The organism is Methylobacterium sp. 4-46, assembly GCF_000019365.1.
GTDB lineage: Bacteria > Pseudomonadota > Alphaproteobacteria > Rhizobiales > Beijerinckiaceae > Methylobacterium.
Genome location: NC_010511.1, coordinates 1,769,868 through 1,796,623, shown reverse-complemented (window position 1 = coordinate 1,796,623; position 26,756 = coordinate 1,769,868). Strand labels below are relative to the sequence as shown.

Genomic DNA, 26,756 nt, shown 5'->3' with positions numbered 1-26,756 from the left:
GGCGGGCGCCCTCAATGGGCCAGGAGCAGGGGCACGGGGCAGGATCCCAGCAGGGCCTGCGTCACCCCGCCGAGGACCATCTCGCGCAGGAGCGAGTGCACGTAGGCGCCCATTACGAGCAGGTCGGCGCGGGAGGCCGCCGCGTGGCGGCGCAGCGTGCCGGCCACGTCGCCGTCCCCGGCCACGAGGTCGGTGACCGTGACCGCGACGCCGTGATGGGCGAGGTGCGGCGCCAGCTCGGCCCCCGGCACCGCGCCCGAGAGGTCCTTCTCGCCGGCCACCGACACGATCTCGACGGCGCCCGCCCGCTTGAGGAACGGCAGCGCGTCGTGCACGGCGCGGGCGGCCTGGGCGCTGCCGTCCCAGGCCACGAGGATGCGCTGCGCCGCGAAGCTCTCGACCCCGGGCGGCACGACGATCACGGGGCGCCCGCTCTCGAACAGCAGGGTCTCGATCAGGCCGCGGTCGCCGGTCAGCAGACGCGACTCCGCGTCGGTCACGGTCAGGTCGTGGAGCCGCGCCTGCCACCGGACGCTCGCCAGGAGCTCGGCCTCGGGGAGCTGCTGCGTCTGCGTGCGGCAGAGGATCCCCGCGGCCGCGGCCTCGCCGCGGGCGCGCTCGGCGAGTTCCTCCGCCAGATCCCGCAATCGCCGGTTCTCGGCCGCGACGAGCATCGCGACGAAGCGGCTGATCCAGGCATGCGGCAGCACGAGCTTGGCCGAGACCGCCTGCACGGTGGCGCGGGCCCCGGCCTGTCCCGCCAGCGCCAGGCCGTAGGCGAGCGCCGCGGAGGGCGCCTCGTCCCCCGTGCGCTCCGTCACGGCGATGAGGACGGTCCTGATGGTGTCGGTCATGAGGGCTCTCCGGATACGGCGGGGTCATTCTCGGGGCACGGGTCTCGGCACACCTTGAGGTAGATCAGCGGCGGTCGCCCTAGCCCGGTGCAGGACGGACCCCCCTTGCGGGGACTCCGCGCCGGATGGTCACCTGCGCGTCGGACTGGACAGGGCGAGATGACGAAGCACCGCGCGCTGCAGGCCGATCCCGCGGGGGACGCGCGGGATCCGGCCGATCCCTCCCGCCTCGGCGCCGACGAGGTTCTGGCGGCCCTGCGCGTCGAGGCCGCCTCCGGGCTGAGCGCGCCCGAGGCGCGGGCGCGCCTCGCCCGCCACGGCGGGAACGCGCTGCGCGCCGCGCCGCCCGTGCCCGCCTGGCGCATCCTCGCCGCCCAGTTCACGGACAGCCTCGTCCTGCTGCTCCTCGCCGCGGCGCTCGTCTCGGCGGGGCTGTGGCTGTCGGAGCGGGAGTCCGGCCTGCCCTACGACGCGATCGCGATCGTCGCGATCGTGCTCCTCAACGCCGCGATGGGCGCGCTCCAGCAGGTGCGCGCGGATCGGGCGGTCGCGGCCCTGCGCCGGATGGCGGCCGCGCGGGCGCGGGTCATCCGCGACGGCGCGCTCCAGACCGTGCCGGCCGCCGACCTCGTGCCGGGCGACATCCTCCGCCTGGAGGAGGGCGACACGATCCCGGCCGATGCGCGGCTGATCCAGGTCGCCCTCCTGCAGACCACGGAGGCCGCCCTGACGGGGGAGAGCCTGCCGGTGTTCAAGCAGGTCGCGCCGCTCGCCGACGCGGCGGATCCGGAACCCCGCCGCACCATGGTCTTCAGCGGCACCGCGGTGACCAGCGGCCGGGGGCTGGCCGTGGTGACGGCGACCGGGATGCGCACCGAGATCGGGCGCATCGCCCAGATGCTGCAGGACGCGCCGGACGAGAGCACCCCGCTCCAGATCGAACTCGACCGCGTCGGCAAGCGCCTCGGGCTCGTGGTGGTCGCCATCGCCCTCGTGCTGATCGCGACCATCGTGGTCGTCGAGGAGGTCCGCAGCCTGCGCGCCCTCCTCGGCGTGCTCATCCTGGGCGTGGCGCTCGCCGTCGCGGCGGTGCCGGAGGGTCTCCCGGCCATCGTCACCGCGTCCCTGTCCCTCGGCGTGCAGCGGATGGCGCGGCGGCGCGCGATCGTGCGCCGCCTCGCGGCGGTGGAGACGCTGGGCTCGGCCGAGGTGATCGCCTCCGACAAGACCGGCACCCTCACGCGCAACGAGATGACCGTGCGGGTGATCGCGACCGCGGGCGGGCGCGTCGATGTCGGCGGCAGCGGCTACGCCCCGGTCGGACCGCTCGGCCATGCCGGCGGCGCCCTCGGCGAGGCGCTGCGGGCCGAGGTGGAGCGGGCCCTCCTCGCCGGCCTCTTGGCCAGCAACGCGGTCCTGCAGGAGCGCGACGGGCGCTGGACCGTGCAGGGCGACCCCACCGAGGGCGCGCTCATCGCCGCGGCGCGCAAGGCGGGGCTGGAGGCCGGGGCGGTGGCCCGCCGCTTCGCGCGCCTCGCCGAGATCCCGTTCTCCTCCGAGCGCAGGCTGATGAGCACGGTGCAGAGCGACGCCGAGGGCGAGGCGCCGCTCCTCCTGGCCACCAAGGGCGCGCCGGACGTCGTGCTCGCGCGCTGCGCGCAGGAATTCGTCGGCGGGCGCGGCCGGGCCCTCACGCCGGAGCGCCGCACCGCGATCGCGGCGGCGAACGAGGCGCTGGCCCGGGAGGGCCTGCGCAGCCTCGGGATCGCCTTCCGGGCGCTCCCGCGGGACGGCCTGGGCTGGGCGGCGCCGGGCGGCGCGGCGCCGGGCGCGGAGATCGAGCGGGACCTCGTCTTCCTCGGGCTGATCGGCATGACCGACCCGCCCCGCGCCGAGGCCCGCGAGGCGGTGGCGCGGGCGAGGGCGGCCGGCATCCGGCCGATCATGATCACGGGCGACCATCCGGGCACCGCCTCGGCGATCGCCGCCGAGCTCGGCATCGCCGCGGGAGGGCGCGCCCTCACCGGGGCCGAGCTCGACGCGCTCTCCGAGGAGGCGCTCGCACGGACCGTGCGCGACGTCTCGGTCTACGCGCGGGTCGATCCCGCCCACAAGCTGAGGATCGTGCGGGCGCTGCGGCGCAACGGCCTGACCGTGGCCATGACGGGCGACGGCGTGAACGACGCGCCCGCCCTCAAGGCCGCCGATATCGGCGTCGCCATGGGCCTGAGCGGCACCGACGTGGCGCGGGAGGCCGCCGACATCGTGCTCGCGGACGACGATTTCGCCACGATCGTGGCGGCGGTCGAGGAAGGGCGGGCGATCTTCGCGAACATCCGCAAGGTGCTGCGCTACCTGCTGTCGTCGAATATCGGCGAAGTCGCCACCATGTTCCTCGGGGTGGTGCTGGCCGACGCGCTCGGGCTGACCGGCGCGCGGGCCGGCGAGGTGGTGCTGCCCCTGACGGCGACGCAGATCCTCTGGATCAACTTCGTCACCGACGGCGCCCCGGCCCTCGCCCTCGGGGTCGATCCGGCGGATCCGGCGGCGATGCGCCGCCCGCCGCGCCCGCGCGGCGAGGGCGTGCTGACCCGCCGGATGTGGGAGGGCATCGCCTTCGTGGGCCTCGTGACCGCCTGCAGCACCCTGGTGGTGCTCGACGCCTGCCTGCCGGGCGGATTCATCGAAGGGGACGGCACCCTGGCCTACGCGCAGACGATGACCTTCACCACGCTCGTCCTGTCCCAGCTCTTCAACGTCCTCAACACGCGCTCCGAGGACCGCAGCGCGCGCGAGGGCCTGTTCCGCAACCGCTGGCTCTGGGCCGCGATCGCGCTGTCGCTCCTGCTCCAGGTGGCGGCGGTCTCCGTTCCCGTCCTGCAGCGGGCCTTCTCGACGGTGAGCCTCGGCGTCGGCGACTGGGCGATCTGCGCGGCCGCCGCCAGTTCCGTCCTCGTCCTCGGCGAGGCGCGGAAATGGCTGATCCGCGCGGCCGGGCGGCGACGCCGAACCGGCCAACGGTGACCCGGATCATCCGGTTGATGGCTTCGCCATGCGGATGTCGGATCACTCCTCGTCGTCCCCGTGCGCGTCGCGCCGGGCGGGTTCGAGCCGGGCCGGATCGAACTTCTCGTCCAGGCGCTGGCCCCGCGCATTCGTCGCCCGCACCCGGTAGCAGCCGTCATCCACCCGGATGGCGATGCCGCTCCATCCTTCGGCTTCGAGCCTGCGCTGCAGCGCCGCGCGGGGCTGCCAATCGGCGAGCGGCACGCGGCAATGCCCGTCCGCCGCGGCGGGGCCGCCCGGCAGGGCCGCGGAGAGGGCGAGAAGGATCGGGGCGAGAAGGATCGTCGCGCGTCGCATGGCCGGGGCTCCGGATCCGCGGGCCGTCCCGCGCAGCTCAATCACCGAAACCTGACGCCAGCCTGAACGCCGGGCGCCGCCGCTGCGGTCCGCCGCACGGGGAAATGCGGTAGTCTCGCGGGAGATCAACCGGGGCGGGCATGCGCATCCTCCTCATCGAAGACGATCCGGTGCTGGGCGAGGCGGTCCGCGACCACCTCGCATCGGACGGCCATTCCGCCGACCGGGTCGCGACCCTCGCCGATGCCGCCGCGGCGATCACGGCGGCGGTCTACGATCTGGTCCTGCTCGACCTGATGCTGCCGGACGGACGCGGCCTCGATTTCCTGCGGCAGCGCCGCACCCAGGGGGACGTCACGCCGGTGATCATCCTCACCGCCCGGGACCAGATCTCCGACCGGATCGCGGGGCTCAACGCGGGGGCGGACGACTATCTCATCAAGCCCTTCGACCTGTTCGAACTCACCGCCCGCGTGGGCGCGGTCGGGCGGCGCTACTCCGGCAACCCCAACCCCCTCGTCACGATCGGCGACCTCGACATCGATCTGGCGGCCCGCTCGGTCCACCGGGCCGGGAAACCCGTGCCGCTGACCGCCCGGGAATGGTCGCTGTTCGAGGCGCTCGTCCAGCGGCCGCACGCGCTGCTCTCCAAGGCGCAGCTCGAGGAGAGGCTCTACGCCTTCGACGCCGAGGTCGAGAGCAACACGATCGAGGTCTATGTCGGGCGGCTGCGCAAGAAGATCGGCGCGGAGGCGATCGAGACCGTGCGCGGGATGGGCTACCGCCTCGGTGCACCGGCCAGGGGCGCGTGAGGATCGCCCGGGGAGCCGGGCGCGCGAGCCTGCGCCGCCGCCTCGGGATCGGGCTGGCGCTCGGCGTGGCCGCGACCTGGCTCGCCGCCTCGGTGGTGGCCGGGCTGGTGCTGCGTCACGAGATCGACGAGGTCTTCGACAGCGCCCTCCAGGAGGTCGCGCAGCGGGTGCTGCCCCTCGCCTACGCGGAGGTGCTGGCGCGGGAGGACGGCACCGCGAGCCAGCTCATGCCCCCGGTCGGCCGGCATCGGGAATACATCGCCTACGTCGTGCGGGATGCCGACGGGCGCGACCTCCTGCGGTCGAGCGACGCCGACCGGATGGGGATCCCGGGCGGCCTCGCCCCGGGATTCCGGACCCTGAGCGGCCTGCGCACCTACACGGAGACGGGGGTTCGGGGGACGATCGCGGTGACCGCCGCCGAGCGGCTCGACCACCGGCGGGACGCGGTCGCGAAGGCGATGATGACCCTGGTCGGGCCGCTCGCCGCGCTCGTGCCCCTCGCCCTCGCCGCGGTGTGGCTGGTGGTGCGCCTCTCGCTCGGGCCGGTCCTCGCCTTCCGGGACGCGATCGAGGCGCGCGGCCGGGGCAACCTCTCGCCGATCGCCACGCTCGACCTCCCGGCCGAGGTGGCGCCGGTGGCGGCCGCGGTCAACGCCCTGCTCGGCCGCCTGCGCGGCGCGCTGGAGGCGGAGCGCAGTTTCACGGCCAATTCCGCGCACGAGCTGCGCACGCCGATCGCCGCCGCCCTGGCGCAGACCCAGCGCCTCTGCGCGGAATTGCAGGATGGCGAGCGCCTCGCGCGCGCGCGCGCCGTCGAGGGCGCGCTGCACCGGCTCTCGCGCCTCTCCGAGAAGCTGCTCCAGCTCGCCAAGGCCGAGGGCGGTGGGCTGATCGCCGAGACCGCCGCGCCGCTCGCGCCCGTGCTGCACCTCGTCGTCGACGAGCTGCGCCGCGGCGGCGGCGGCGAGCGCCTGCGGGTGGAGGCGGCGCCCGGGCCCGGCCCGACCTCGGATCTCGACCCGGACGCCTTCGCGATCCTGGCGCGCAACCTCATCGAGAATGCCCTCAAGCACGGCGACCCCGCGCGTCCGGTGAGCGTCCGCCTGTCCGGGCAGGCGCTCGCCGTGAGCAATGCCGGACCGCCGGTTCCTCCCGAAGACCTCGCGCGGCTGACCCGGCCCTTCACGCGCGGGCCGGCGCGGACCGAGGGATCGGGATTGGGGCTGGCGATCGCCGCCGCCATCTGCCGCGGCGCGGGGCTGCGGCTCGACCTCGCCTCGCCGATCCCGGGCGAGAGCGGCGGCTTCCGGGCCGTCGTCCACCTCGCTCCGGCCGGTCCGCGGCCCGCGGCGCCCCCCGCCTGACACCGGGCTGAACGACGTCGGCCCGGCCTTTCAGCCCGGCGTCAGGCGCGGGCGCGAGGCTGCGCGCGTCGCAATGACCGGAGACGAACCCATGACCAAGCACGCGTTGATCGGCACGGCCCTGCTCCTGACGACGGCCGTGGGGGCCGTGCTGGCCGCGGAGGGCTCGCGGGGAGCGCAGGAGCACGCCGGCGCCCGCCACGCCGAATCCGGCCGGCCGGGCTCCTCCGGCCTCCGGCCCGGCGGGGCGCGGGAGCACGCCCGCGCGGCCGAGGCCCGCCGGCACGGCCACCGGCACGAGGACGAGGACGGCGAGGAGGACGGCCGCGGCGTGCCCGCGCCGCCGCGCCGCACCGAGGCACCCGCTCCCGACAGCGGCCTCTTCGGCGGCAAGGCCCCTCCCCGGGCCGAGATCCGCTGATCGGCCGGCCCGGACCCTCCCGCGGAGATTCCCCATGAAGCGCGCATTCTCGGTAGCCGCCGCCGCCACCCTGCTGGCCCCCGCCCTGGCCGAGGCCAGGCCGGTCACCCTCGAAGCGAGGCTCAAGGATTACGGCGGCAACCCCGCCTACCTCGCCGTCTACGTCACGGATGCGGCCGGGCAGTACCGGGGCACGCTCTGGGTGGCGGGACGCAAGGCCAGGTACCACCGCCACCTCTCGGAGTGGTACCGCGCCGCGGGCGGCGCGGCGATCGACGGCATCACCGGGGCGAGCATCGGCTCGGGCCGGACGCTGAGGGTCAGCGTCGATCTCGCGGATGCCCTGATCGATGCCGGCTATCAGGTCCGCGTCGACACCGCCGTCGAGGACGGCGTGGACCGGCCCTCCGAGGTGGTCGCGCCGCTCTCCGGCGCGGCGGCGGGCAAGCCCGTCACCGGCAAGGAGCACGTCGCGACCTTCACGGTCAGCTTCTGACGGGGGGACCGATGTTCCGCCGCATCCACTCCGTCCTGGGGCTGCCCCTGGCGGCGCTCCTCGTCGTCGCGGCCCTCTCGGGCGCGGCCCTGTCCCTGGTTCCGGTCGTCGATCGGGCGCGCGTTCCGGCCATCCCGGCCGGGACGAGCGTGGCCGCGCTGGCCGAGGCGGTCGCGGCCCGCCACCGGAGCGTGACCGGGATCGTCCGGCGTCCGAGCGGCGCCGTCACGGTCGCGTTCGACGACGGCGAGGCGCGCGGCGTCGAGATCGTCGATCCCGCCACGGGACGCAGCCTCGGCCCGTTCCGCCCATCCCAGGCGGTGCGGACGCTCACGCAGCTGCACCGGGCCTTCCTGGCCGGCGATGCGGGCCGGATCGGCGCCGCCCTCGCGGCGTCCCTCATGCTCGCCCTGTCGGCGACCGGCCTGCACATGCTGGCGCGGCGCCAGGGCGGCTGGACGGCGCTCCTGCGCCGTCCCCGCGGCGGTCTCGCGCAGAGGTGGCACGCGGAACTCGGGCGCTTCGCCGCCCTCGGGCTGATGGTCTCCTCCGTCACCGGCCTCTGGATGGCGGCGGAGGGATTCGATCTGCTCCCGGCCGGCGGAACGGCCCCGGCGGCCGTCGCGGCGAGCGGCGGCGCGCCCCTGCCGGTCGGGTCGCTCGACCTCCTCCGCCGCGTCGCACTGGCGGATCTCGACGCGCTCACCTTTCCGGATCCGGCGGATCCGGCGGATGTCTACGTGCTGCGCAGTTCGGCCGGGGAGGCCTCGATCGATCCCGCGACCGGCCGCGTCCTGGCCTTCGCGCCGACGACGACCCTCGACCGGGCAAGCCGCCTCGTCGCCGCGCTCCATACGGGGCGCGGGGCCTGGGCGCTCGGCCTCGTCCTCGGGCTGTGCGCGGTGAGCACCCCCGTCCTGGCCGGCACCGGCCTGGCGATCTGGCTGCGGCGGCGCTCGGCGCGGGGGCGGCGTCCCGCCAACCTGCCCCTCCGCGCCGCCGACACGGTCATCCTGGTCGGGAGCGAGGGCAACACGACCTGGGGCTTCGCCGCGTGCCTGCACGACGCGCTCACCCGGGCCGGCCACCGGGTGCACACGGCCCCGATGAATGCCCTGTCGCCGGCGCATGGCGCGGCCGACCGCCTGCTCATCCTCGCCGCGACGGCCGGCGACGGCGCCGCCCCCGCCTCGGCGAGCCGCTTCATGGACCGCCTGGCCGCGGTCGCGGGATCTCCCCCGGTCGCCGTGCTCGGCTTCGGCGACCGCACCTTTCCGCATTTCTGCGGCTTCGCGCGGGAGGTGGCCGACGCGCTCGACCGCAAGGGCTGGCCGCGGCTGATGCCCCCGGCCTGGATCGACCGCCAATCCGCGCAGGGCTTCGCGCAATGGGGGCGCGACCTGGGCCGGGCGCTCGGGCACGGGCGGGACCTCGTCCTCGCGCACGCCTCTCCGGTGCCGCCGACCGCGCCCTACACGCTCGTCGGCCGCGACGATTACGACATCGCCTCGGCGACGCCGGTCGCCGTCCTGCGTCTCGCCCCCGCGGACGGGGGCGAGACGCCTCCCTTCCGGGCCGGCGATCTCCTCGGCATCCTCGCACCGGGCACCGAGGTGCCCCGCTCCTACTCGCTCGCGACCTCGTCGGAGGACGGCGTGCTGGAGATCTGCGTGCGGCGGCACACGGGCGGGCTTTGCTCGGGCTTCCTCCACGACCTCCCGATCGGGGGCAGCGTCAGGGCGTTCATCAGGGCCAATCCCGAGTTCCGTCCTGCCCCCGGCAGGGCCCCGCTCGTCCTGGTCGGCGCCGGGACCGGGATCGGGCCGCTCATCGGCTTCGTCCGCGCGAACCGGGCGCGACGGCCCATCCATCTCTACTGGGGCGGCCGGCGCCCGGAATCCGACTACCTCTACGCGCGCGAACTGGCGGAGCACCTCGCCGCCGGGCGGCTGACGGCGCTGCGGACCGCCTTCTCGCGCCGGCCGGGCGGGGGCTACGTCCAGGACCGCCTCGCCGCGGACGCGGCGCTCGTGCGGGAGCAGGTGCACCGGGGCGGCCAGGTGCTGGTCTGCGGTGGGCGCAGCATGGCGCAGGCCGTGCGGCGCGTGCTCGACGGGGCCGTGCAGCCGCTCGGCCTCGACGTCACCACCCTCAGGTCGCGGAGGCGTTATGCCGAAGACGTCTACTGACTTGCCGGGGGCTATGCCCCCGGGGCCGGGGGCTATGGCCCCGGGGCCGCGGGTCGCGCTGAGCGGCCCCACGATGGGCTCGCGGTGGTCGGCGCTCCTCTACCCTTCCGGCGCGCACGACCGCGACGCGCTCGGCGCCGCCCTGCAGGAGGTGGTGAGCCGGGTCGACCGGCAGATGTCGAGCTGGGATCCGGCCTCCGACCTCAACCGCCTCAACGCCGCGCCGGTCGGGACCTGGGTCGCGATCCCGCCGGACCTCGCCGCCGTGCTGGCCGCCGGGATCGAGATCGGCGCGGCCTCCGGCGGCGCCTTCCACATCGCCGCGGGGGCCCTGGTGCGCGCCTGGGGCTTCGGCGGGGCGGGGCGGCCCAACCCGGGTGCGATCGCGGCGCTGGCGGGCCGCCCCCTGCCGAGCGGGCCCGACCTGCTGCAGATCGACCGGCCGGGTTGCCGCGCGCGCAAGCGCGCGCCGCTCGCGCTGGACCTGTCGGGGATCGCGAAGGGCTTCGGCGTGGACGAGATGGCGCGCGTCCTCGCGGGGGCCGGGGTGACCGCCTTCCTGGTCGGCATCGACGGGGAGCTCCGCGCCCGCGGGACCAAGCCGGACGGACGCCCGTGGGCGGTGGGGCACGAGCGGCCCGAGCCCGGCCTGCGCAGCCTCGCGGGGGTGCTGGAACTGACGGATTGCGCCGTGGCGACCTCCGGCTCCTACCGGCATCGCCGCAGGATCGGCGACCGCACGGTGTCCCACACGATGGATCCCCGCACCGGCGCCCCCGCGTCGAACCGCCTCGTCTCGGTCACGGTCCTGGCCGAGACCTGCATGGTGGCGGATGCCTGGGCGACCGCGCTCCTGGTCCTCGGAGAGACCGAAGCGGTTCGCCTCGCCGAGCGCTCGGGCCTGCGCGCGCTGTTCGTCCGATCCGACGGCCAGGTCGTCTCGACGCTGTGACGCGGTTCCGGATCGCTGGGTTCAGCGGCGCCGTCCGGCAAGACGGAGACAGCTGCCCGGATCTCCTCCCGGACCCGGGCGGCAGCGCGTCCGCCCCCGGCGCAGCACGTCGCCGTCGGCCGGCATACTCCTCCCCTCCCGTGTCGATCTCGCAGCAATGATGTCCTCCCAAAACGCCCATGTGAGGCATATTCTCCGACGATCGATCGACGTGATGGGCATCCTCGCTTCGAAAAATGCCGGCTGATGGTCGGACATTCTCCCTCATACCGTGCCACGCGGAGAGTTCATCCGCCGATCGACCTGAAAACGAAAACCGATTTCATTGACGGGGCGCGCGCATGTCGGTGAGAGTCCGTCCCTGCGGATCGCCGCGCCGCGGACGGACCGCACCGATCGGAGAGTGTCGATGCCTGCGACAGCGGCCCGCCGGGTGCTCCGGCGCGGGGGCCTGTGCGAGACTTGGCTCCTGCTCACGGCCTTCGCCTTCCTGTTCGTCACCGTGCTCACCGCCCGGGCCGAGGAGCGGGTCGTCCGGGGCGGCGACCGGACCTCTGCGGGGGCGATCGCGGACCAGCGGCGGGCGGCGGACGGCGTCCACCGGCTCGGCCCGCTGCCGAGGCCCCTCGCCATCGCGGACGCCGTGCGGCGGCCCGGCCCCTGAGGAATCCCATGGCCCCTCCGACCCGTCGCGCCCTCCTCGGCGGCCTCGCCGGCACCCTCGCGGCGCCCGGCCTCCCGCGGGCCGCGCCAAAAATCCTCCGCTTCGCCTACCAGCGCTCCTCGACGCTGCTCACCCTCCTCAAGACGAACGGCACGCTGGAGCAGCGGCTCGCCGCCAAGGGCTTCGGCGTGAGCTGGCACCTGTTCACCAGCGTGATCGAGCCGATGAATGCCGGCAGCACCGAGTTCCACGCCGACGTGGCCGACGCGGTGCCGATCTTCACGCAGGCGGCCGGGGCGCCGCTGACCTTCTACGCCAAGGAGGACGCCTCCCCGGCGGCCGAGGCGATCATCGTGCCGGCGGACTCGCCGATTCGCAGCGTCCAGGACCTCAAGGGCCGCACGGTCGGCGTCTCCCGCGGCTCGGGCTGCCACTTCCTGCTGGCCGCGGCGCTCAAGCGCGCGGGCCTGAGCTTCGCGGAGATCCGGCCGGCCTACCTCAACGCCCCGGACGGGGCCGCGGCCTTCGAGCGGCGCAGCCTCGACGCCTGGGTGATCTGGGATCCGTTCCTGGCCATCGTGCAGGCGAAGGCGCCGGTCCGGGTGATCACGGACGCCACCGGCTATTCCAGCTACAACCGCTACTACAGTGTGCAGACCGCCTTCGCGCAGGCGCGCCCGGACGTGGTCGGGGTGGTGTACGACGCGCTGGTCGAGGCCGGCCGCTGGGTGAAGGGCAACCCGCGGGAGGCGGCCGCGCGGCTGGCCCCGCTCTGGGGCGACGTCCCGGTGCCGATCGTCGAGACGGTGAATGCCCGCCGCAGCTACGCGGTGAGGCCGGTGCTGCGCGAGGGGCTGGCCGAGCAGCAGGTGATCGCCGACACCTTCCACGAGGCCGGCCTGATCCCCCGCCCGATCGATGCCGCTTCGGTGCCGCTCTGGAGCCCCGAGACGGGCGGCTGAATACCGATCGCCGGCGGCCCCGCCTCCGGCCCGGGGGCGGCGTCCCCCGAGAGGGATTGCGCGATGACACCTCCCCGCTTCGGCGTCTGGGCGCCGGTCCACGGCAGCCGCGCGGCGCATCACGACCCGGACGAGCCGGACGACGCCTCCTGGGCCCGCAACCGCGCCCTGGTGCGGGAGGCGGAGGCGCTCGGCTACGACTCGGTGCTGGTGGCGCAGCACGTGGTGAACCCCTACGACGAGGCCCGCGACCAGCTCGAGACCTGGACCGCCACCGCGGCCCTCGCCGCGCTGACGGAGCGGATCGAGCTGATCGCGGCGGTCAAGCCGGGCCTCTTCCACCCGGTCGTGCTCGCCAAGATGGCGCTGCAGATCGAGCACATCAGCGGGGGACGCTTCGCGCTGAACCTCGTCAATGCCTGGAACGCGACCGAATTCGAGGCGGCGGGCCTGCCCTTCCCGGCGCACGACGCCCGCTACGCCTACGGGGCCGAGTGGATCGCGCTGGTCTCGCGCCTGATGCGGGGCGAGCGGGTGAGCCACGAGGGCCGCCATTTCCGGGTGAGCGACCTGCAATTGCGGCCCGCCGACCCCTACCGGGCGCGCCCGCGGATCTATCTCGGGGGCGAGTCCGAGCCGGCCCGCGCCCTCGTGGCCGATCAGGGCGACGTCTGGTTCCTCAACGGCCAGCCGATGGAGGCCGTGCGCGGGCTGATCGCGGACGCGGCGGCGCGGCCGCGGCACCTGCCGCCCCTGCGCTTCGGGCTCGCGGCCTTCGTGATCGCCCGCGAGACGGACCGGGAGGCGCGGGCCGAGCACGCCCGGCTCCTCGACCTCGCGGGCGCGGATGCCGGGATGCGCGAGGCGAGCCGCACGCGCGTCGATCCCGAGGTGGTCATGATCCGCACCATGGCGAGGACGCGCGCGGTGGGCACCAATGGCGGCACGGCGGCCGGGCTGGTGGGCAGCTACGCCACCGTGGCGGAGCGCCTCGCCGCCTTCCACGCCGCCGGGATCGAGCTGTTCATGCTGCAATTCCAGCCCTTCGAGGCGGAGATGCGCCGCTTCGCCGAACGGGTGCGGCCCCTCCTCGCCTGAGGGGCTGACGATCGATCGGTGTCCGGCCAGCCCGTCCGCCTCGGCGCTGCCGCGGCGGGGGGATCGTGGGGCCGCACAGGTGTGGCGTGGGCGCTCGCGCCCGTCCTCATCGCCCGGACGCGCCCCGGCTTCGTGCCGGCCTGGCCGGGGGCGTGAGCCGTTCCGCCTCGCGCCTCACCCCTGCCCGACGCGGTACTGCTTGGGCGGCACGGTGCCGTTGACGGCGAAATCGCCCACGATGCGGTCGCGGTAGATGCGGGGGTTGTGCGAGGCGATGGTGCGGGCGTTGCGCCAGTAGCGGTCGAGACCGAGCGAGCGCGCCGTCGCCGAGGCGCCGAGCGCGTCGAAGAGCAGGGTCGTGGCGTCGAGGACGAGGCCCGTCACCGGCGTCACGGACTGGTTGACCTCGATATCCGCCACCGTGCCGGCGGCCTCCGCGCCCTCGGCGTCGCCCGCTTGCTCGAGGTCGTAGACCCGCTGCAGCGCCTCGGCGCTGCGCAGGGCCACCGCGCCCGCCGCGTAGGCCGCGCCGCGCACGCGCCCAACCACCTGGAGGATCTGCGGGTCCTCGGCCGCGCGGGCGGCGTTGCCGTGGCTGTAGACGCGGCGGCGCTCGCCGACGAGGCGCGCCACGTCCTCGGCGGCCGCCCGCGCGATGCCGGCGAGCGTCGCGAGGTGGACGAGCTGGAAGAACGCCATCGCGTAGCGGAAGCGGCCCGGATCCGGATTCACGAGGTCGGGCGAGAGCGAGACCTCGGTGAAGCGCACGGTGCCGCTCGCGGTGAGCGCCTGCCCGAACCCGTCCCAATCGTCGATGACCTCGACGCCCTTCGCCCGGCGGGGCACCGCGGCGCCGACCGGCGCGCCGGCCTCGTCCTCGGCCGCGAGGTGGATCCAGTCGGCGAAGAGCGAGCCCGTCGTGTAGTACTTGGTGCCGGACAGCCGCCAGCCGGCGCCGTCGCGCCGCAGCACCGTCTCGAAGGACCCGACCCTGGCGGATCCGGTCTCGGAGACGCCGCTCCCCACCGTCTCGCCGCGGCCGATGCGGGCGATCCAGGCCTCGCGCCACGCGGGCGAGCGGGCGTTCAGGGCGTCCTCGGTGAAGCCGACATGCGCCCGCAGCGCGTTGGTGACGTTCGAATCCGCGGCCGAGAGCTCGATCAGCAGGTTGAACAGCTCCGGCAGGGTGGCGTCGTGGCCGGCATGGGCGCGCGGCAGGCGCAGGGTGGTGAAGCCGGCCTCGCGCAGCCACGCGATCTCCTCGTGCGGCAGGCGCCGCTCGCGGTCGCGGGCAGCCGCCGTGTCGCGGATGCGCCGGAAGACCGGACGGAAGCGCTCGGCGAGATCCTCGTAGCGGGCGCTCGGCCCCCCGCCCCACCCTGCCTGAACCTGCGACATCGGCCTGCTCCCTGTGGCGCGCGGGGACCCGCGCCGGCGTGTAATCCACTTAGTTGATAGACAATTCGAAGAGCGTGGCAAGCGGGTCCGGCCGCCGTCCGGCCTGTTTCTCATTCCGAACGTTTTTTCCGCGGAATATCGCGAGGCCGCCCTCCGGTCCCGGCCCGGGGCTGTTGGCTCCCCGCGGCAGCAACGAAAATCTCGCCTCTCCGCCCGCGAGAGGGGCCGAGCCTCCCCGAGGCCGTTCTTTAAAAAGAACATTCTCGTTGACTTCGGCGCCGCGGCGCGAGAGCGTTCCCGGGCTTGGGCAAGGGCCGCGACGGCCGCCCCTCGGGAGACCCCTCATGGCATGCGAGACCCTCGATCCGGCCGGGTCGCGGCCGAAAGCACCGGCGCGCGTGTCCGGCCGGCGGGCGCGGGAGGCCTGACCATGCGACGCCAGCTTCTCCGGTTCGTCGCCGGGCTCGCGGTGAGCGGCGCGCTCGCGGCGAGCGCTGTGCTGGCGGCGAGCGGTGTGCTCGCGCCGGCGAGCGGCGCGCGCGCCGGGCCGGACCGGCCCGACCTCAAGGTCGGCTTCGCGCCCGGCCCCTACGAGGAGGCCTTCCGGGCCGGGGTCGAGCCGATTCTGCGGGCCCAGGGCTACCGGGTGCAGCGGCTCCAGTTCAGCACCGGCCTGGAGGTGAACGCGGCCGTGGCCCGCGGCGAGGTCGACGCCAACGTGATGCAGCACAGCGTCTACCTGAAGGCCTACAACGACCGGAACGGCACCGACCTCGTCGGCATCGTGCAGGTGCCGACCCCGCCGATGGGGCTCTACTCGCGCAAGCATCGCGACGCCGGGGCCGTGCGCCCCGGCGCCAGCGTGGCGGTGCCGAACGACCCGGTGAACCTGGAACGCGCCCTCAAGATCCTGCGCGACCTCGGCTGGGTGAGGCTGCGCCCCAACGGCAACCCGGTCGACGTCACCGAACTCGACGTGATCGCGAATCCGGCGGGTATCCGGCTGGTGCCGCTGGAGGCCGCGCAGGCCCCGCGCGTGCTCGACGACGTCGACTTCGCGGCGATCCAGGGCAATTTCGCGATCTTCAGCGGGCTGAAGCTCAGCGAGGCGCTGGCGCTGGAGAGGATGACCTCGCCCTACGTGAACGTGGTGGCGGTGCGCAGGGCCTCCGCCGGCACGGCCTGGGCGCGCGACCTCGTCGCCGCCTACCGCTCGGACGCGTTCAAGGCCGCGATCCGGGCCGACCGCTTCTACGACGGTTTCACCCTGCCGGACGACTTCGAATGAGCCGCCGCGAGCTGAGGCTGAACGCCTTCCACATGCACGCCCCCGGCCATTCCTGGGCCGGGATGTGGCGCCACCCGCGCGACGCCTCGGTGCGCTACACCTCCCTGGATTACTGGACCTCCCTCGCCCGCACGGCCGAGCGCGGGCTCCTCGACGGCATCTTCCTCGCCGACGTGTTCGGCACCTACGACGTCTACGGCGGCAGCGCCGACGCGGCGCTCGCGGGCGCCGCCCAGGCGCCGAACGCCGACCCGCTCCTGGTCGTGCCGGCGATGGCGCTCGTCACCTCGCAGATCGGCTTCGGGGTGACGGCGAACCTCACCTACGAGCACCCCTACCAATTCGCCCGGCGCTTCTCGACGCTCGACCACCTCACCGGGGGCCGGGTCGGCTGGAACGTCGTCACCGGCTACCTGGAGAGCGGTGCCCGCGGCATGGGCCTCGCGCAGGCCCGCGCCCACGACGCCCGCTACGAGGCGGGCGAGGACTTCATGGCGGCCGCCTACAAGCTCTGGGAGGGCAGCTGGGAGGACGGCGCGGTCGTGCGCGACCGCGCGCGCGGCCTCTACACCCGCCCGGACAAGGTGCACCGGATCCGCCACGACGGCCCCTATTACCGGGTCGACGCCCACCACCTCGCCGAGCCCTCGCCCCAGCGCACGCCGGTGCTCTACCAAGCCGGCACCTCCGCGCGCGGCCGCGCCTTCGCGGCGCGCCACGCCGAGTGCATCTTCCTCAACGGCCACACCAGGGCCATCGCCGGCCAGGCCGTGCGCCGCATCCGCGAGGCCGCGCGCGCGCACGGGCGGGCGCGCCACGACATCCTGATGTTCCTGGGCGCGACCGTGATCGTCGCCCCGACCCGCGCCGAGGCGCTGGACCTGCGCGACGAGTACGCCCGCTACCTCGACGTGCAGGGCCAGCTCGCGCTCGTCTCGGGCTGGACCGGCATCGACCTCTCGGCGCTCGGCCCCGACGAGGCGCTGGCCTACGTCGAGACCAACGCCATGCAGTCGCTGGTCGAGAACCTGACGGTGAACACGGACCACCGCTTCACCGTCCGGGACTTCGCGCAGTTCGGGCCGCTCGGCGCGCGGGCGCCCTTCATCGTCGGCTCGCCCGGCGAGGTCGCGGACGAACTCCTGTCCTGGGCCGAGGAGGCGGACGTCGACGGCTTCAACCTGACCCGCGTGGTCGTGCCGGAGACGCTGGAGGCCTTCGTCGACCTCGTGGTGCCCGCACTGCAGGACCGCGGCGCCTTCAAGACCCGCTACCAGGAGGGCACGTTGCGCGAGAAGCTGTTTCCGGGGACGGGCGCGCGGCTGAAATCCACCCATCCGGGCGCCGCGTTCCGGCGCCGCGCGGCGTGACCACCGCCATGCCCAAGCCCATCCGCGTCAACGGCTTCGCGATCCACAGCCCGGTCCACCTCTCGCCCGGCCTGTGGCGCCATCCGCGCGACCGCTCGCTCGCCTTCCACACGCTCGATTACTGGACCGACCTCGCGCGGCTCCTGGAGCGCGGGCTGTTCGAGACGCTGTTCATCGCCGACGGCATCGGCATCCACGACGTCTACGCGGGCAGCGCCGAGGCGGCCCTGCGCCGGGCCGCGCAGGTGCCCAAGCACGACCCGATGCTCCTCGTCTCCGCCATGGCGGCGGTGACCGCGCATCTCGGCTTCGGGGTGACGGCCTCGGTCTCCTACGAGCCGCCCTTCACGCTCGCCCGCCGCTTCTCCACCCTCGACCACCTCACGCGCGGGCGCATCGCCTGGAACGTGGTCACGGGCTACTCGGACGCGGCCTCGCGGGCGGTGGGCCGGCCCGGCATCACCGCGCACGACACCCGCTACGACATCGCCGACGAGTTCCTCGACGTGGTCTACCGCCTCTGGGAGGAGAGCTGGGAGGACGGGGCGGTGCTGCGCGACCGGGAGCGCGGCCTGTTCGCCGACCCGGCGAAGATCCACCGGATCGCGCACGCGGGCGCGCATTTCCGCATGCAGGGCATCCACCTGGTCGAACCCTCGCCGCAGCGCACGCCCTTCCTGTTCCAGGCCGGGGCCTCGCACCGGGGCCGCGACTTCGCGGCCGCGCATGCCGAGGCGGTGTTCCTGAGCGATCCCTCGCGGCGGGCGGTCGCCGCCACCGTGGCGGATACCCGCGCCCGCGCGGCGGCGCGCGGCCGCGACCCGGACGACATCCTGTTCTTCGGGTTGATCACGGTGATCGTCGGGCGCAGCGAGGCGGAGGCGCGCGACAAGCACCGCGACTACCTCGCCTATGTCGACCCGGAGGGCGCGCTCGCCCTGTTCTCGGGCTGGACCGGCATCGATCTCTCGGCCTATTCGCTCGACGATCCCTTCCCGGTGATCCGCCGCGACAACGCGGTGACCTCGATGGTCGAGTCCTTCGCGCGGGCCGAGCGGCGCTGGACCATCCGGGAGATCGTGCAGCACAACGCGATCGGCGGCCGCGGCCCGGTGCTGATCGGCTCGCCCGAGCAGGTCGCGGACGGGCTCGAAGCCTGGATGGATGGGACCGGCCTCGACGGCTTCAACCTGAGCTACGCGGTGACGCCCGAGGGCTTCGGCGACTTCATCGACCTCGTCGTGCCGGAATTGCAGCGCCGGGGCCGCTACAAGGCGGACTACGCGCCGGGCACCTTGCGCCAGAAGGTGTTCGGCGAGGCGCGGCGACTGCTGCCGGGGAGCCACCCGGCGGCGCGGTTCCGACGGGCGGAGGCCTGATCCGGGATCCGGTGATCCGACCGGATCCCGGATCACGAGCCCGCGCGGCGCGTGAGCGAAGCCCCAATCCGCCATCCCGAAGGATCAGCGGGAACGTTCCTTTTCGAAGACGAGTTGACGGCGAAGACGCATCCTGCCGGGCACGGGACGGCGAGAGCGTTCCGCGGCCTCGTCACGGGTCGAGCCGCGCCGAACGATCGGGAGCGACCCGCTCGGGCGCGGCGCCGGCCGCGCCGGCGCTCTCCGCCCGCCCCCTCTCCCGCGTCGCGCCGGAGCACGCGGCCCGCAGCTTTGCAGTGGAGTCGCGCCGATCGATGATCGAGGGATCGTGAACAGCAAATGTTAACAACTATCGTTGATCAGTCGCTGCCGGATTGCGACGCTGCTGGTCCCATGCTGCACTGGAGTATGGTAAGTGAGGCGCCCGCGGAGAACTTGCTCTGAGATCGAATGCTTGGCCCTTCTCTACCTCAAAGAGATGCCGTGCTTCGAAGACATCGAATCCGTGAAAGTGACGCTGCAGGAGGACGCCCATCGCAGACGCCACTTCACGATCGATGTGATCGGAGCCGGAGAGTCCGACCGGACGGCGATCAAGAGCGCCGTCATCCAGTTCCTCAATGCGATGTGCAGCATCTACGACGTGGTTGACGAGCAGAGGCGCGATCGAAGCGTCTCTTGAGGCTCTGGACACCGCGTCCGCCGCGCCGCCGGTGGTCACGCGGTCGCCGCGCCGCCGCGCGAGGCTCCGCCGCGCGGGCTTCCCGACCCGGGATCCGCCCGATCGAGGCGGATCCCGGGTCAGACCTGGGCCTGGCCGCCATCGACGAAGACCTCGACGCCGTCGATGAAGCTCGCGTCGTCCGAGGCCAGGAACACCGCCGCCTTCGCGATCTCGTCCGGCTCGCCGACCCGGCCCGTCGGGACCTTCGAGGCGAGATGGTCGAGCAGCCCCTGCTGCTGGGCCGCATCCGGGCCGGCAAGGGCGACGAGGCCCGGCCTGCGGGTCGCGCCGGGGCTGAGCGTGTTCACCCGGATGCCGCGCCCCTTCAGGTCGAGGATCCAGTTGCGGGCGAACGACCGCACCGCCTTCGAGGCGGCGCAGAGACCGATTCGGCTCGCGCGTCGTCGCGGGGCGGGGCCAGCGGAGAACGCCGCGCGACCTCGGATGCCGCTCATCCCAAATCCGCTTGATCCCTTCGGGATGGCGGATGTGGGCTTCGCTCAGGCGCCGCGCGGGCTGGTGATCCGCTTGATCCCTTCGGGATGGCGGATTGGGGCTTCGCTCAGGCGCCGCGCAGGCGTGTGATCCGGGCCCGGCAAGCCGCGGTTGCGCGCGTCCCTCGTCGCGCCCCCGCCCGGCATCGCGGCGCAGGCTGGCGAGGGTCGCCGCGAGAGCGTCGAAAGGGGAGGAAGGGCTCCGAGTCGAACTCCCACCTAGTCAAATATGGTTCGGATACGCTCGACGTATCCGAGCGTTTCTTCGATGTGCCTCAACGCCAGAGCCGTATTATCTTTGAAGCAACAGATTGCGCCAAATAGACGATCTTTGGCGAAATTGATGATCATCTTCGCCTCGATGTCGGCATCGTAACGCTTTATCAGCTCGTCAAAATCCAACCGACTGGCTTCGAGGCCAACCTTGCTGATTTCTCCGGTTTCCAAAAAATGACCCATATGAGATTTTAGGATGATTTTTAAATGCTCAACATAATCGATCTCGCTCAACTCGTCGATCACGACGGATGCAGGATCCGTATAATCTTCATAAAGTTCTTCGTGATAGTTTTTCACAATTCCGCCCCCGCGAGAATCGCTCAATGCTCAAATCATATCCCAGAATATAATCTATGGGAATGATACCCTACGTACGTGGCGCGCTGGCGCCGGCACGCGCCGGGCGCATCGCGGCCGCCCGGTCGATGCCGTCCGCGAGGGCTGAGGCGCGGTCGTTGCTCCTCCGCCGATCTCGCGCCTCGCGCGGATCACGCGGGAGCCGCGGCGCCGGCGCGGCGCCGGCGCGGCGCGGAGCGTCGGCTCCGAACGCCGTCGCGACGCGCGGAGGGAACCGGCCCGGACGCCGCACCGAGCCAGACCCGTCGTCGGCCCTCGATGCGCGCTTGCCCCCGCGCGGAACGCGGGGGGCCGTGAAACCGAGATGACGCGGATCGCCGCCCGTCCCGACGGGGCGAACCGGCACGGCGCGTCCCGCGGGAATGCAGCCCGGTCAGTAGGGGCGGCAGACGCCCGCATACGCGTCGTAATAGGCGTAAGGCCCGCACTCGCCGTCACCGGCCGGGCTCGTGAGAGCATATCCCGCAGCCGCCCCGACCGCGGCCCCGGCAAGGCCGTACCCGTAGGGACGGTACCCGTAGCCGTATCGGTGATATCCGCCGTAGCCCCAGCCAGGCCGCCCGGCGATCGGCCGCGCTCCCCACCCGGGCCGCCCCGCACCCCAGCCGGGCCTGCCCGCGATCGGTCCTGCCGCCCCCCAGCCCGGGCGGCCCACGCCACCGCGCCACCCCCCACCGACGGACGCGCCGCGGAAGCCGCCCCCTTGGAAGCCGCCCCCGCCGCGGAAGCCCCGCGCCTCCGCGACGATACCGCTCGAAATCAGGACGGTGATGGCTGCCGCCGGCAGAATCAGACGCCTCATGGCCCAGCCTCCTGGACAGTTGGATCCTGGTCAGGTGGGCGCTGCTCGGATCGTTCCGCCGCGCGCAACGGCTCCGAAAGCGCGAGACCACCGTCGCATTCCCGACATGCTAAACCATGGCGCCGGCGCAGCTTGATCGGACGAGACAGGCGGGCCCGAGGTCAGGCTGGTCAGCCGGCGGACCTTCGGCTCCGCGGCCGCGATCCACGCGGCCGCGAACCACGAACGGAGTTTCGGCCGTCCACCCGCCGCCACCGGCCTTGACCAGAACGAGAGCGCGACAATTGCCGAACGTCCTCCGCGAGATCGCTCGGATCGGATGCCCGCAAGAGCACTGACGCTCTCGCGTCAAGAATGGTGAAGATCGAGAGCCAATCTCCACCATCCATGCAGCGCTGCGGACGGCCGAATTTTCAGAACAGAGCCGTCCGTCTTTGGCAATCTCCGGAACCTGCTAGGTCAGCAGCATGACCAGGACCATTCCCCATATCGTCAAGAAGGTGTTGCTGACCGCATAGGTGACGGTGTAGCCGAGGCCGGGGATCTGGCTCTTCGCCCGATCGGTCACCATCCCGAGCGCGGCCGTCGTGGTGCGCGCTCCCGCCACGGCCCCGAGCAGGATCGCGTCGTCGAAGCGGAACAGGTATTTCCCGGCATAAAGGGCAAGGATGAGCGGCAGCGTCGTCGCGAAAATTCCCCAGAGGAAGATACCGTAGCCGAGCTGCTGCAATCCGGCGACGAATTTCGGGCCGGACGAGATGCCGACGATCGCGATGAACACGTTCAGTCCGACGGAGTTCATGAACCAGACGGTCGAGGACGGGATCCGTCCGAACATCGGACGAACCGACCGCAGCCAGCCGAAGAAGAGGCCCGAGATCAAGGCGCCCCCGGACGTCGAGAGCGTCAGCGGCACGCCGCCGACGGTGTAGACCACCGCACCCACCAGGGCGCCGATCGCGATCGCAGCGCCGATGAACATGACGTCGGCGACGTCGGTGGCGCGGTCGGGATGGCCGATCGCCTTGGTGGCCGCGCTCACGTCCTGAGTTCGGCCGACCAGCGTGAGGATGTCGCCGCGATTGATCCTCGTGCTCGGCAGGATCGGGATGTCGATCGCGGTGGCGCCGCGCGTGATCTTCCGCAGGAAGACGCCGCGCGCCCACGGGCTTTGCGCCAGCTCCGCGAGCGACTTGCCATCGACCTCCCTGCTCGTCACGTAGACGTCGAGGCCCTCGACCGGCACCGCCAGCAACTCCCTGTCATCGACCTCCTCGGCCGCCGCGCCGATCAGGCCGACCAGGACCTCGCGCCGTCCCGCGACCGCGACCACGTCTCCCGCCTGGATCACGGTATCGGCGGTCACATCCATGACATTCGCGCCGCGGCGAAGCCGTTCGATGTAGAGCCGCTGCTCCGGCACCATCCGCTCCGCCTCCGCGGCCGTCTTTCCGACGATGATCCCGTCGGGCCGCACGCGATAAGCACGCAGGTCGAATTGGTGCCACGCGGTTCCGGGGCCGCCGGCGACCTTCGTGCCGCCGCGCTTCTCCTCGTAGCGCTTGCAGGCGGCCTCGAGGTCGATGCCCAGGAGGGCCGGGCCGAGCAGGGCGATGATCACCGCGGAACCCAGCGTGCCGAAGATGTAGGTGATGGCGTAGGCGACCGGCATGGCGTCGAGGAGAGCCTTGGCCTGCTCGGCGGGGATCGGCAGCCGGTTGATCGCGTCGGTCGCCAGACCCATGGAGGCCGAGATCGTCTGGGAGCCGGCGTAGAGCCCGGCCGCGGACCCGGCATCGTAGCCCCCGAACCGCGCCGCGAGATAACCGCCCGCAAGGCAGAACACGCAGACGATGACCGCGAAGAGGGCCTGCGGAAGACCGTCCTGCGCGACGCCCCGGACGAATTGCGGTCCGACCGCGTAGCCGATCGCGAACAGGAACATCAGGAAGAAGAACGGCTTGAGCGGCCCGGTCACGCTGATGCCGATCTGGCCGATGACCACGGCGGCGATGAGCGTCGCCGTCACGGCACCGATACCCAGCCCCTTGTAGGTGAAGGACCCGAAGTAATAGCCGAACGCCAGGGCGATAAAGATGGCTATCTCAGGATACTGGCGAAGCGTGTTTGCGAACCAGTCGAACATGGAAGCCCTCTCCCGTCAGATCCGCCTCGTCCAAGTGCTCGCACCTCATCCCATGGCTCGCACCTCATTCCATGGCTCGCACCTCATCCTACGCGGCTCGCGAGGTCTTGCTCGTCGCAGCCGGTGCTTTAGACTTGCGCTTTGCCGCGATCGCATCCGGTTTGAGCAGCTTGAGCCCCCTCGTCTTCTCGTAACCGTGGATCTCCTTGACGTCGAGCTTGCGCATGAAGTCGACCGTCTCCCGCGTCAGCACCTGGCCCGGCACCATGATCGGGAAGCCGGGCGGGTAGGGGATGACGAAGTTCGCCGAGATCATCTCCGGTCCGTCGCGCAACCGGCGGTCGCATTCCGGACCGAACAGCGGCACGTATTCGCAGAGCGAAGGATCGTAGGCACTGAAGAAGGCCGAGCGGATATCGCCCTCGGGCGTATTCTCGCCGGCGTTTTCCCTGAAGCTCTGGTGGAAGTGGCTGAAATTCGGCAGATCCGGCACGTCGGTCATCAGCGACTTGACGCGCGCGTCGAAGGCGGCGCGCTCCGCCTCGCCGCCCGCCGCGAGGCGGTCTTCGATGCCGTGAGCGATCTCGACCAGCACGCGGATCAGGTGGGCGACGTCGCTGCGTGTATTGTTGATGTTCGATTGCAGCAGCACGCTGTTTCGTGATGTCTTGTTGAGCTGAATACCGTACTGGCTCGCCAGAAGGCCCTTGAATTGCGTGCCGTCGAAGCCCGCCGTGCCACAGACGAGCGTCATGCGCGTGGGATCGAGGTAGAATTCGTCCTCGTGCATGGCGCGGACGACGTCGGCCCAGGTCGCGTCCGGGTCGAGGTAGTCCTTGAAGCCGGACTGGCGGTACGCGGCCGGGATCATGCGCTCGGCACCAAGGACGTTGAAGTAGCGCGACACCAGCGGATGCGTGTTGACCGCCCGGCGGATCCGGAGCGCGATCTCGATCGCGTTCATGACCAGCCCGTAGCCTTCGAGCTCCATCTGGCGGCGGGCGACGTCGAGGCTCGCGATCAGCTGCTGGTTGGGGCTGGTCGAGGCGTGCGTGAACACCGCCTCCCGGAACTGCGCCTCCACGGAGTGGAAGTCGACATCCTTCACCAGGAGCATGGAGCCCTGCCGGATCGCCGACATCGACTTGTGCGTCGAGTTCGTCTGGTAGACGCGAAGCCGCGCGCGGCGCGGATCGGGAATCAGCCGCGTCCTCAGGAGCGCCTCGTCCGAAGGCTGGGGTCCCAGCTCGCGCTGCTGCGCCTCGTAGGCGTCGAGCGAGGCCGGGTCCCGCAACCATGCCTCGATCTCGGCCGCCGCTCCCATCGCGGTGCGGGGCCGAAGGAAGGGTGAGAACCGGGCGAAACCGGACCATGCCTCGTCCCACAGGAAGACCAGGTCCGGCTTGATCGCGAGGCATTCCTCCATCACGCGGCGCACGTTGTACATGTGGCCGTCGAAGGTGCAGTTGGTCAGGTCGAGCAGCTTCAGCCGCTCCAGACGACCGTCGGCGCGCAGGGCGAGCAGTGCCCGCTTGATCGTGGTCAGCGGAACCGCCCCGTACATCGAGTATTCCGTCATCGGAAATGCCTCGACGTAGATGGGATGCACGCCGGACAGCACCATGCCGTAGTGGTGTGACTTGTGGCAATTCCGGTCGACGATGGCGATGTCTTCGGGCCCGAGCAGGGCCTGAACGGCCATCTTGTTCGATGTCGAGGTTCCGTTGGTCACGAAGAACACGTGGTCGGCGCCGAAGGCGCGCGCCGCCATGTCCTGCGCCCGCTTGATGGTGCCGGTCGGTTCGAGGAGGCTGTCGAGGCCGCCCGTCGTCGCGCTGCTCTCGGCGAGGAACAGGTTGATGCCGTAGAACGCGCCCATGTCCCGGATCCAGTCGGATCTGAAGACCGACTTGCCGCGCGCGATCGGGAGTGCGTGGAAGGTGCCGATGGGCCGCCGCGCATAGCGCTTCAGGTTGTCGAAGAACGGCGTTTCGTAGCGGTCCTGCACGCCTTCGAGGATCGAGAGGTGAATCTCCAGGGGCTCCTCGACGGCGTAGAAGATCCGGCGCACGCAATCCGCGGCGGGGTCGCCCGCCAGATCCTCCACCCGGCGCTCGGAGAGGATGAAGATGTCGAGCTCCGGCCGGATTCGCTTCAGGGCCGCGGCGAGCCGCAGGGCGGAGGTGCTGCGGTCATCCTCCACGCCCAGCGTGTGCAGCACCTCCCGCAGCACGGGCGCGTCGTGGCGCGACCGGAACGCGAAGCCCTCCGGCACGACCGCCGAGATGATGGACGGGTTGATCGCCGCCGCGCAGAGAGCATCCTCGAACGACCCGACGAGAACCGGCTCGTACACGAACGAATCCTCGGGGCGGCGGAGCCGGCGCAGCTCCTCGGCGAGGGCCGGCCACCGCGAGGCCGGCTGGGCGGTCACGAACAGCACCTCGAAATAGGGGCGGTGCGGGTCCGCCTCGCCGAGGCCGGGCGGCATCACGTCGCCGACCTCGTCCGGTGCCAGTTCGGCACGCGGGTCCCACTCCGCGGCCCGCTCGCGGTAGGCCCGCGTGAGCAAGGCATTGGAGATCCGCAGCGCCATGCGGGCCGTGCCGCCCGCGTCGTCCTCCGCGATGGCGTTGCGGAGCGCCGCCAGGAGCCGCGATCCCGGATAGGCGTGGTAGCCTTCGACCGCTTCCATGGCCTGGACGGCCGCCTCGACATCGTCCCGCTGCCTGGTCCCGGCCTGCCACGCTTCGGCAACGACCGCGATATCCCGCCACTGGTCCAGTCGGGCGGAGTGCATGAGCAAGAATTGGTCGACGCGCTGCGAGGATGAGGCGCCACCCTCATCGACCGATCGCGGGCCAAGCCTTCGTGAGGATCGCTCGTTAGTCCGCAAATTGGACGGCGTGTGCGGTCGGTCAGCCTTCGACATGGAGGTAACCCTCTCTCGGCCTCGCCAGTGCGGGCGCTGATCTTGCTGGAAACCCTCGTCGATCGATGTATGTTAAAGCCGCCGGTTCCGGCGGCGCTTGATCCAACGGGACACGTCAGGATTGCTTCAATTCGAAAGCACGCGCAGTGCTACCATTGGCTGGGCGGGCGATCACCGCGAGTATTCGATCTCAAACCTGAAGCAGACGGGAGCGACCGCGATGCCAGAGCCTCTCCGCATTCTCCGGTGGGTCGGATCGGCGCCGGCGGCGGCTCGGCCGGAGCCCCTGTCGGCCAGCCCGCGCCCTGCGATGAGATGCGCCGCTCAACCGCGCCCCGCCCGTCGTCGCGGCTCCGCCCGCGCTCCGCGGCGCGCCCGCGAGGTCAGGCCCCTGGCAGAGGGACGGGAC

General features: G+C 72.4%; 21 protein-coding genes and 1 pseudogene. 14 read left to right on the top strand and 8 right to left on the bottom strand.

Annotation, left to right across the window (positions count from 1 at the left end):
* Positions 1-11 precede the first annotated feature (11 nt).
* A complete protein-coding gene (locus M446_RS07540; protein WP_012331516.1) occupies positions 12-854 on the bottom strand; it encodes a universal stress protein in 843 nt (280 codons plus the stop codon).
* Positions 855-1,013: 159 nt separating this feature from the next.
* Here M446_RS07540 and M446_RS07535 point away from each other — a divergent pair, with 159 nt between their 5' ends.
* Complete coding sequence (locus tag M446_RS07535; protein WP_012331515.1) at positions 1,014-3,878, top strand: cation-translocating P-type ATPase; 2,865 nt, start codon at positions 1,014-1,016, stop codon at positions 3,876-3,878.
* Between the two features lie 42 nt (positions 3,879-3,920).
* Here M446_RS07535 and M446_RS07530 read toward each other — a convergent pair whose 3' ends face one another.
* Positions 3,921-4,217 carry a PepSY domain-containing protein gene (locus tag M446_RS07530; protein WP_012331514.1) on the bottom strand — a complete coding sequence of 99 codons (297 nt, stop codon included), beginning with the start codon at positions 4,215-4,217 and terminating at the stop codon, positions 3,921-3,923.
* A gap of 140 nt (positions 4,218-4,357) precedes the next feature.
* Between M446_RS07530 and M446_RS07525 the strand changes: the two genes are divergently transcribed.
* The 9 genes from M446_RS07525 to M446_RS07485 all read left to right on the top strand — a co-directional run bounded on the left by M446_RS07525 (position 4,358) and on the right by M446_RS07485 (position 13,178).
* A complete protein-coding gene (locus M446_RS07525) occupies positions 4,358-5,029 on the top strand; it encodes a response regulator transcription factor (protein ID WP_012331513.1) in 672 nt (223 codons plus the stop codon).
* Positions 5,026-6,396 (top strand): ATP-binding protein, encoded by a 1,371-nt coding sequence (locus M446_RS07520; RefSeq protein WP_012331512.1) that lies wholly within the window; start codon positions 5,026-5,028, stop codon positions 6,394-6,396. Before M446_RS07525 ends, M446_RS07520 begins: the two co-directional genes overlap by 4 nt.
* A 91-nt stretch (positions 6,397-6,487) precedes the next feature.
* Complete coding sequence (locus M446_RS07515; RefSeq protein WP_012331511.1) at positions 6,488-6,817, top strand: hypothetical protein; 330 nt, start codon at positions 6,488-6,490, stop codon at positions 6,815-6,817.
* A gap of 34 nt (positions 6,818-6,851) precedes the next feature.
* Positions 6,852-7,313 carry a DUF2271 domain-containing protein gene (locus M446_RS07510; protein ID WP_012331510.1) on the top strand — a complete coding sequence of 154 codons (462 nt, stop codon included), beginning with the start codon at positions 6,852-6,854 and terminating at the stop codon, positions 7,311-7,313.
* 11 nt (positions 7,314-7,324) lie between these two features.
* The gene (locus tag M446_RS07505; RefSeq protein WP_012331509.1) at positions 7,325-9,502 is read left to right on the top strand and encodes a PepSY domain-containing protein; all 2,178 of its coding nucleotides are present in this window, start codon (positions 7,325-7,327) and stop codon (positions 9,500-9,502) included.
* Positions 9,503-9,575: 73 nt separating this feature from the next.
* Positions 9,576-10,454, top strand: coding sequence for an FAD:protein FMN transferase (locus tag M446_RS07500; protein ID WP_150108606.1), 879 nt, complete (start codon positions 9,576-9,578; stop codon positions 10,452-10,454).
* Positions 10,455-10,863: 409 nt separating this feature from the next.
* The gene (locus tag M446_RS07495; RefSeq protein ID WP_012331507.1) at positions 10,864-11,118 is read left to right on the top strand and encodes a hypothetical protein; all 255 of its coding nucleotides are present in this window, start codon (positions 10,864-10,866) and stop codon (positions 11,116-11,118) included.
* An 8-nt stretch (positions 11,119-11,126) separates the two neighbouring features.
* Positions 11,127-12,080 (top strand): ABC transporter substrate-binding protein, encoded by a 954-nt coding sequence (locus M446_RS07490; RefSeq protein ID WP_012331506.1) that lies wholly within the window; start codon positions 11,127-11,129, stop codon positions 12,078-12,080.
* A 63-nt stretch (positions 12,081-12,143) separates the two neighbouring features.
* Positions 12,144-13,178 (top strand): LLM class flavin-dependent oxidoreductase, encoded by a 1,035-nt coding sequence (locus M446_RS07485; protein ID WP_012331505.1) that lies wholly within the window; start codon positions 12,144-12,146, stop codon positions 13,176-13,178.
* A 174-nt stretch (positions 13,179-13,352) separates the two neighbouring features.
* Here the strand turns inward: M446_RS07485 and M446_RS07480 are convergent, their stop codons facing one another.
* The gene (locus tag M446_RS07480) at positions 13,353-14,576 is read right to left on the bottom strand and encodes an acyl-CoA dehydrogenase family protein (protein WP_012331504.1); all 1,224 of its coding nucleotides are present in this window, start codon (positions 14,574-14,576) and stop codon (positions 13,353-13,355) included.
* Between the two features lie 430 nt (positions 14,577-15,006).
* Between M446_RS07480 and M446_RS07475 the strand changes: the two genes are divergently transcribed.
* From M446_RS07475 to M446_RS07460, 4 genes are all read left to right on the top strand, one after another.
* Entirely contained in the window at positions 15,007-15,864 is an 858-nt protein-coding gene (locus tag M446_RS07475) for a MetQ/NlpA family ABC transporter substrate-binding protein (RefSeq protein WP_012331503.1), read from the top strand.
* Complete coding sequence (locus M446_RS07470; protein ID WP_012331502.1) at positions 15,861-17,234, top strand: LLM class flavin-dependent oxidoreductase; 1,374 nt, start codon at positions 15,861-15,863, stop codon at positions 17,232-17,234. The genes M446_RS07475 and M446_RS07470 overlap by 4 nt, the downstream gene beginning before the upstream one ends.
* An 8-nt stretch (positions 17,235-17,242) precedes the next feature.
* Entirely contained in the window at positions 17,243-18,613 is a 1,371-nt protein-coding gene (locus M446_RS07465) for an LLM class flavin-dependent oxidoreductase (protein WP_018262098.1), read from the top strand.
* A 454-nt stretch (positions 18,614-19,067) separates the two neighbouring features.
* Positions 19,068-19,295 (top strand): hypothetical protein, encoded by a 228-nt coding sequence (locus M446_RS07460; protein WP_012331500.1) that lies wholly within the window; start codon positions 19,068-19,070, stop codon positions 19,293-19,295.
* Positions 19,296-19,414: 119 nt separating this feature from the next.
* On the opposite strand, the pseudogene M446_RS07455 reads toward M446_RS07460, so the two are convergent.
* The 5 genes and pseudogenes from M446_RS07455 to M446_RS07435 form a co-directional block, all read right to left on the bottom strand.
* A pseudogene (locus tag M446_RS07455) lies at positions 19,415-19,837 on the bottom strand (SDR family oxidoreductase); the annotation flags it as partial.
* A gap of 213 nt (positions 19,838-20,050) precedes the next feature.
* Positions 20,051-20,434, bottom strand: a complete 384-nt coding sequence (locus tag M446_RS07450) for a hypothetical protein (RefSeq protein ID WP_150108605.1) — start codon at positions 20,432-20,434, stop codon at positions 20,051-20,053.
* Between the two features lie 406 nt (positions 20,435-20,840).
* Positions 20,841-21,269, bottom strand: coding sequence for a hypothetical protein (locus tag M446_RS38800; protein ID WP_012331499.1), 429 nt, complete (start codon positions 21,267-21,269; stop codon positions 20,841-20,843).
* Between the two features lie 454 nt (positions 21,270-21,723).
* The gene (gene aspT, locus M446_RS07440) at positions 21,724-23,415 is read right to left on the bottom strand and encodes an aspartate-alanine antiporter (protein WP_012331498.1); all 1,692 of its coding nucleotides are present in this window, start codon (positions 23,413-23,415) and stop codon (positions 21,724-21,726) included.
* 88 nt (positions 23,416-23,503) lie between these two features.
* Positions 23,504-26,215 carry a decarboxylase gene (locus M446_RS07435; RefSeq protein WP_168169143.1) on the bottom strand — a complete coding sequence of 904 codons (2,712 nt, stop codon included), beginning with the start codon at positions 26,213-26,215 and terminating at the stop codon, positions 23,504-23,506.
* Positions 26,216-26,756 lie beyond the last annotated feature (541 nt).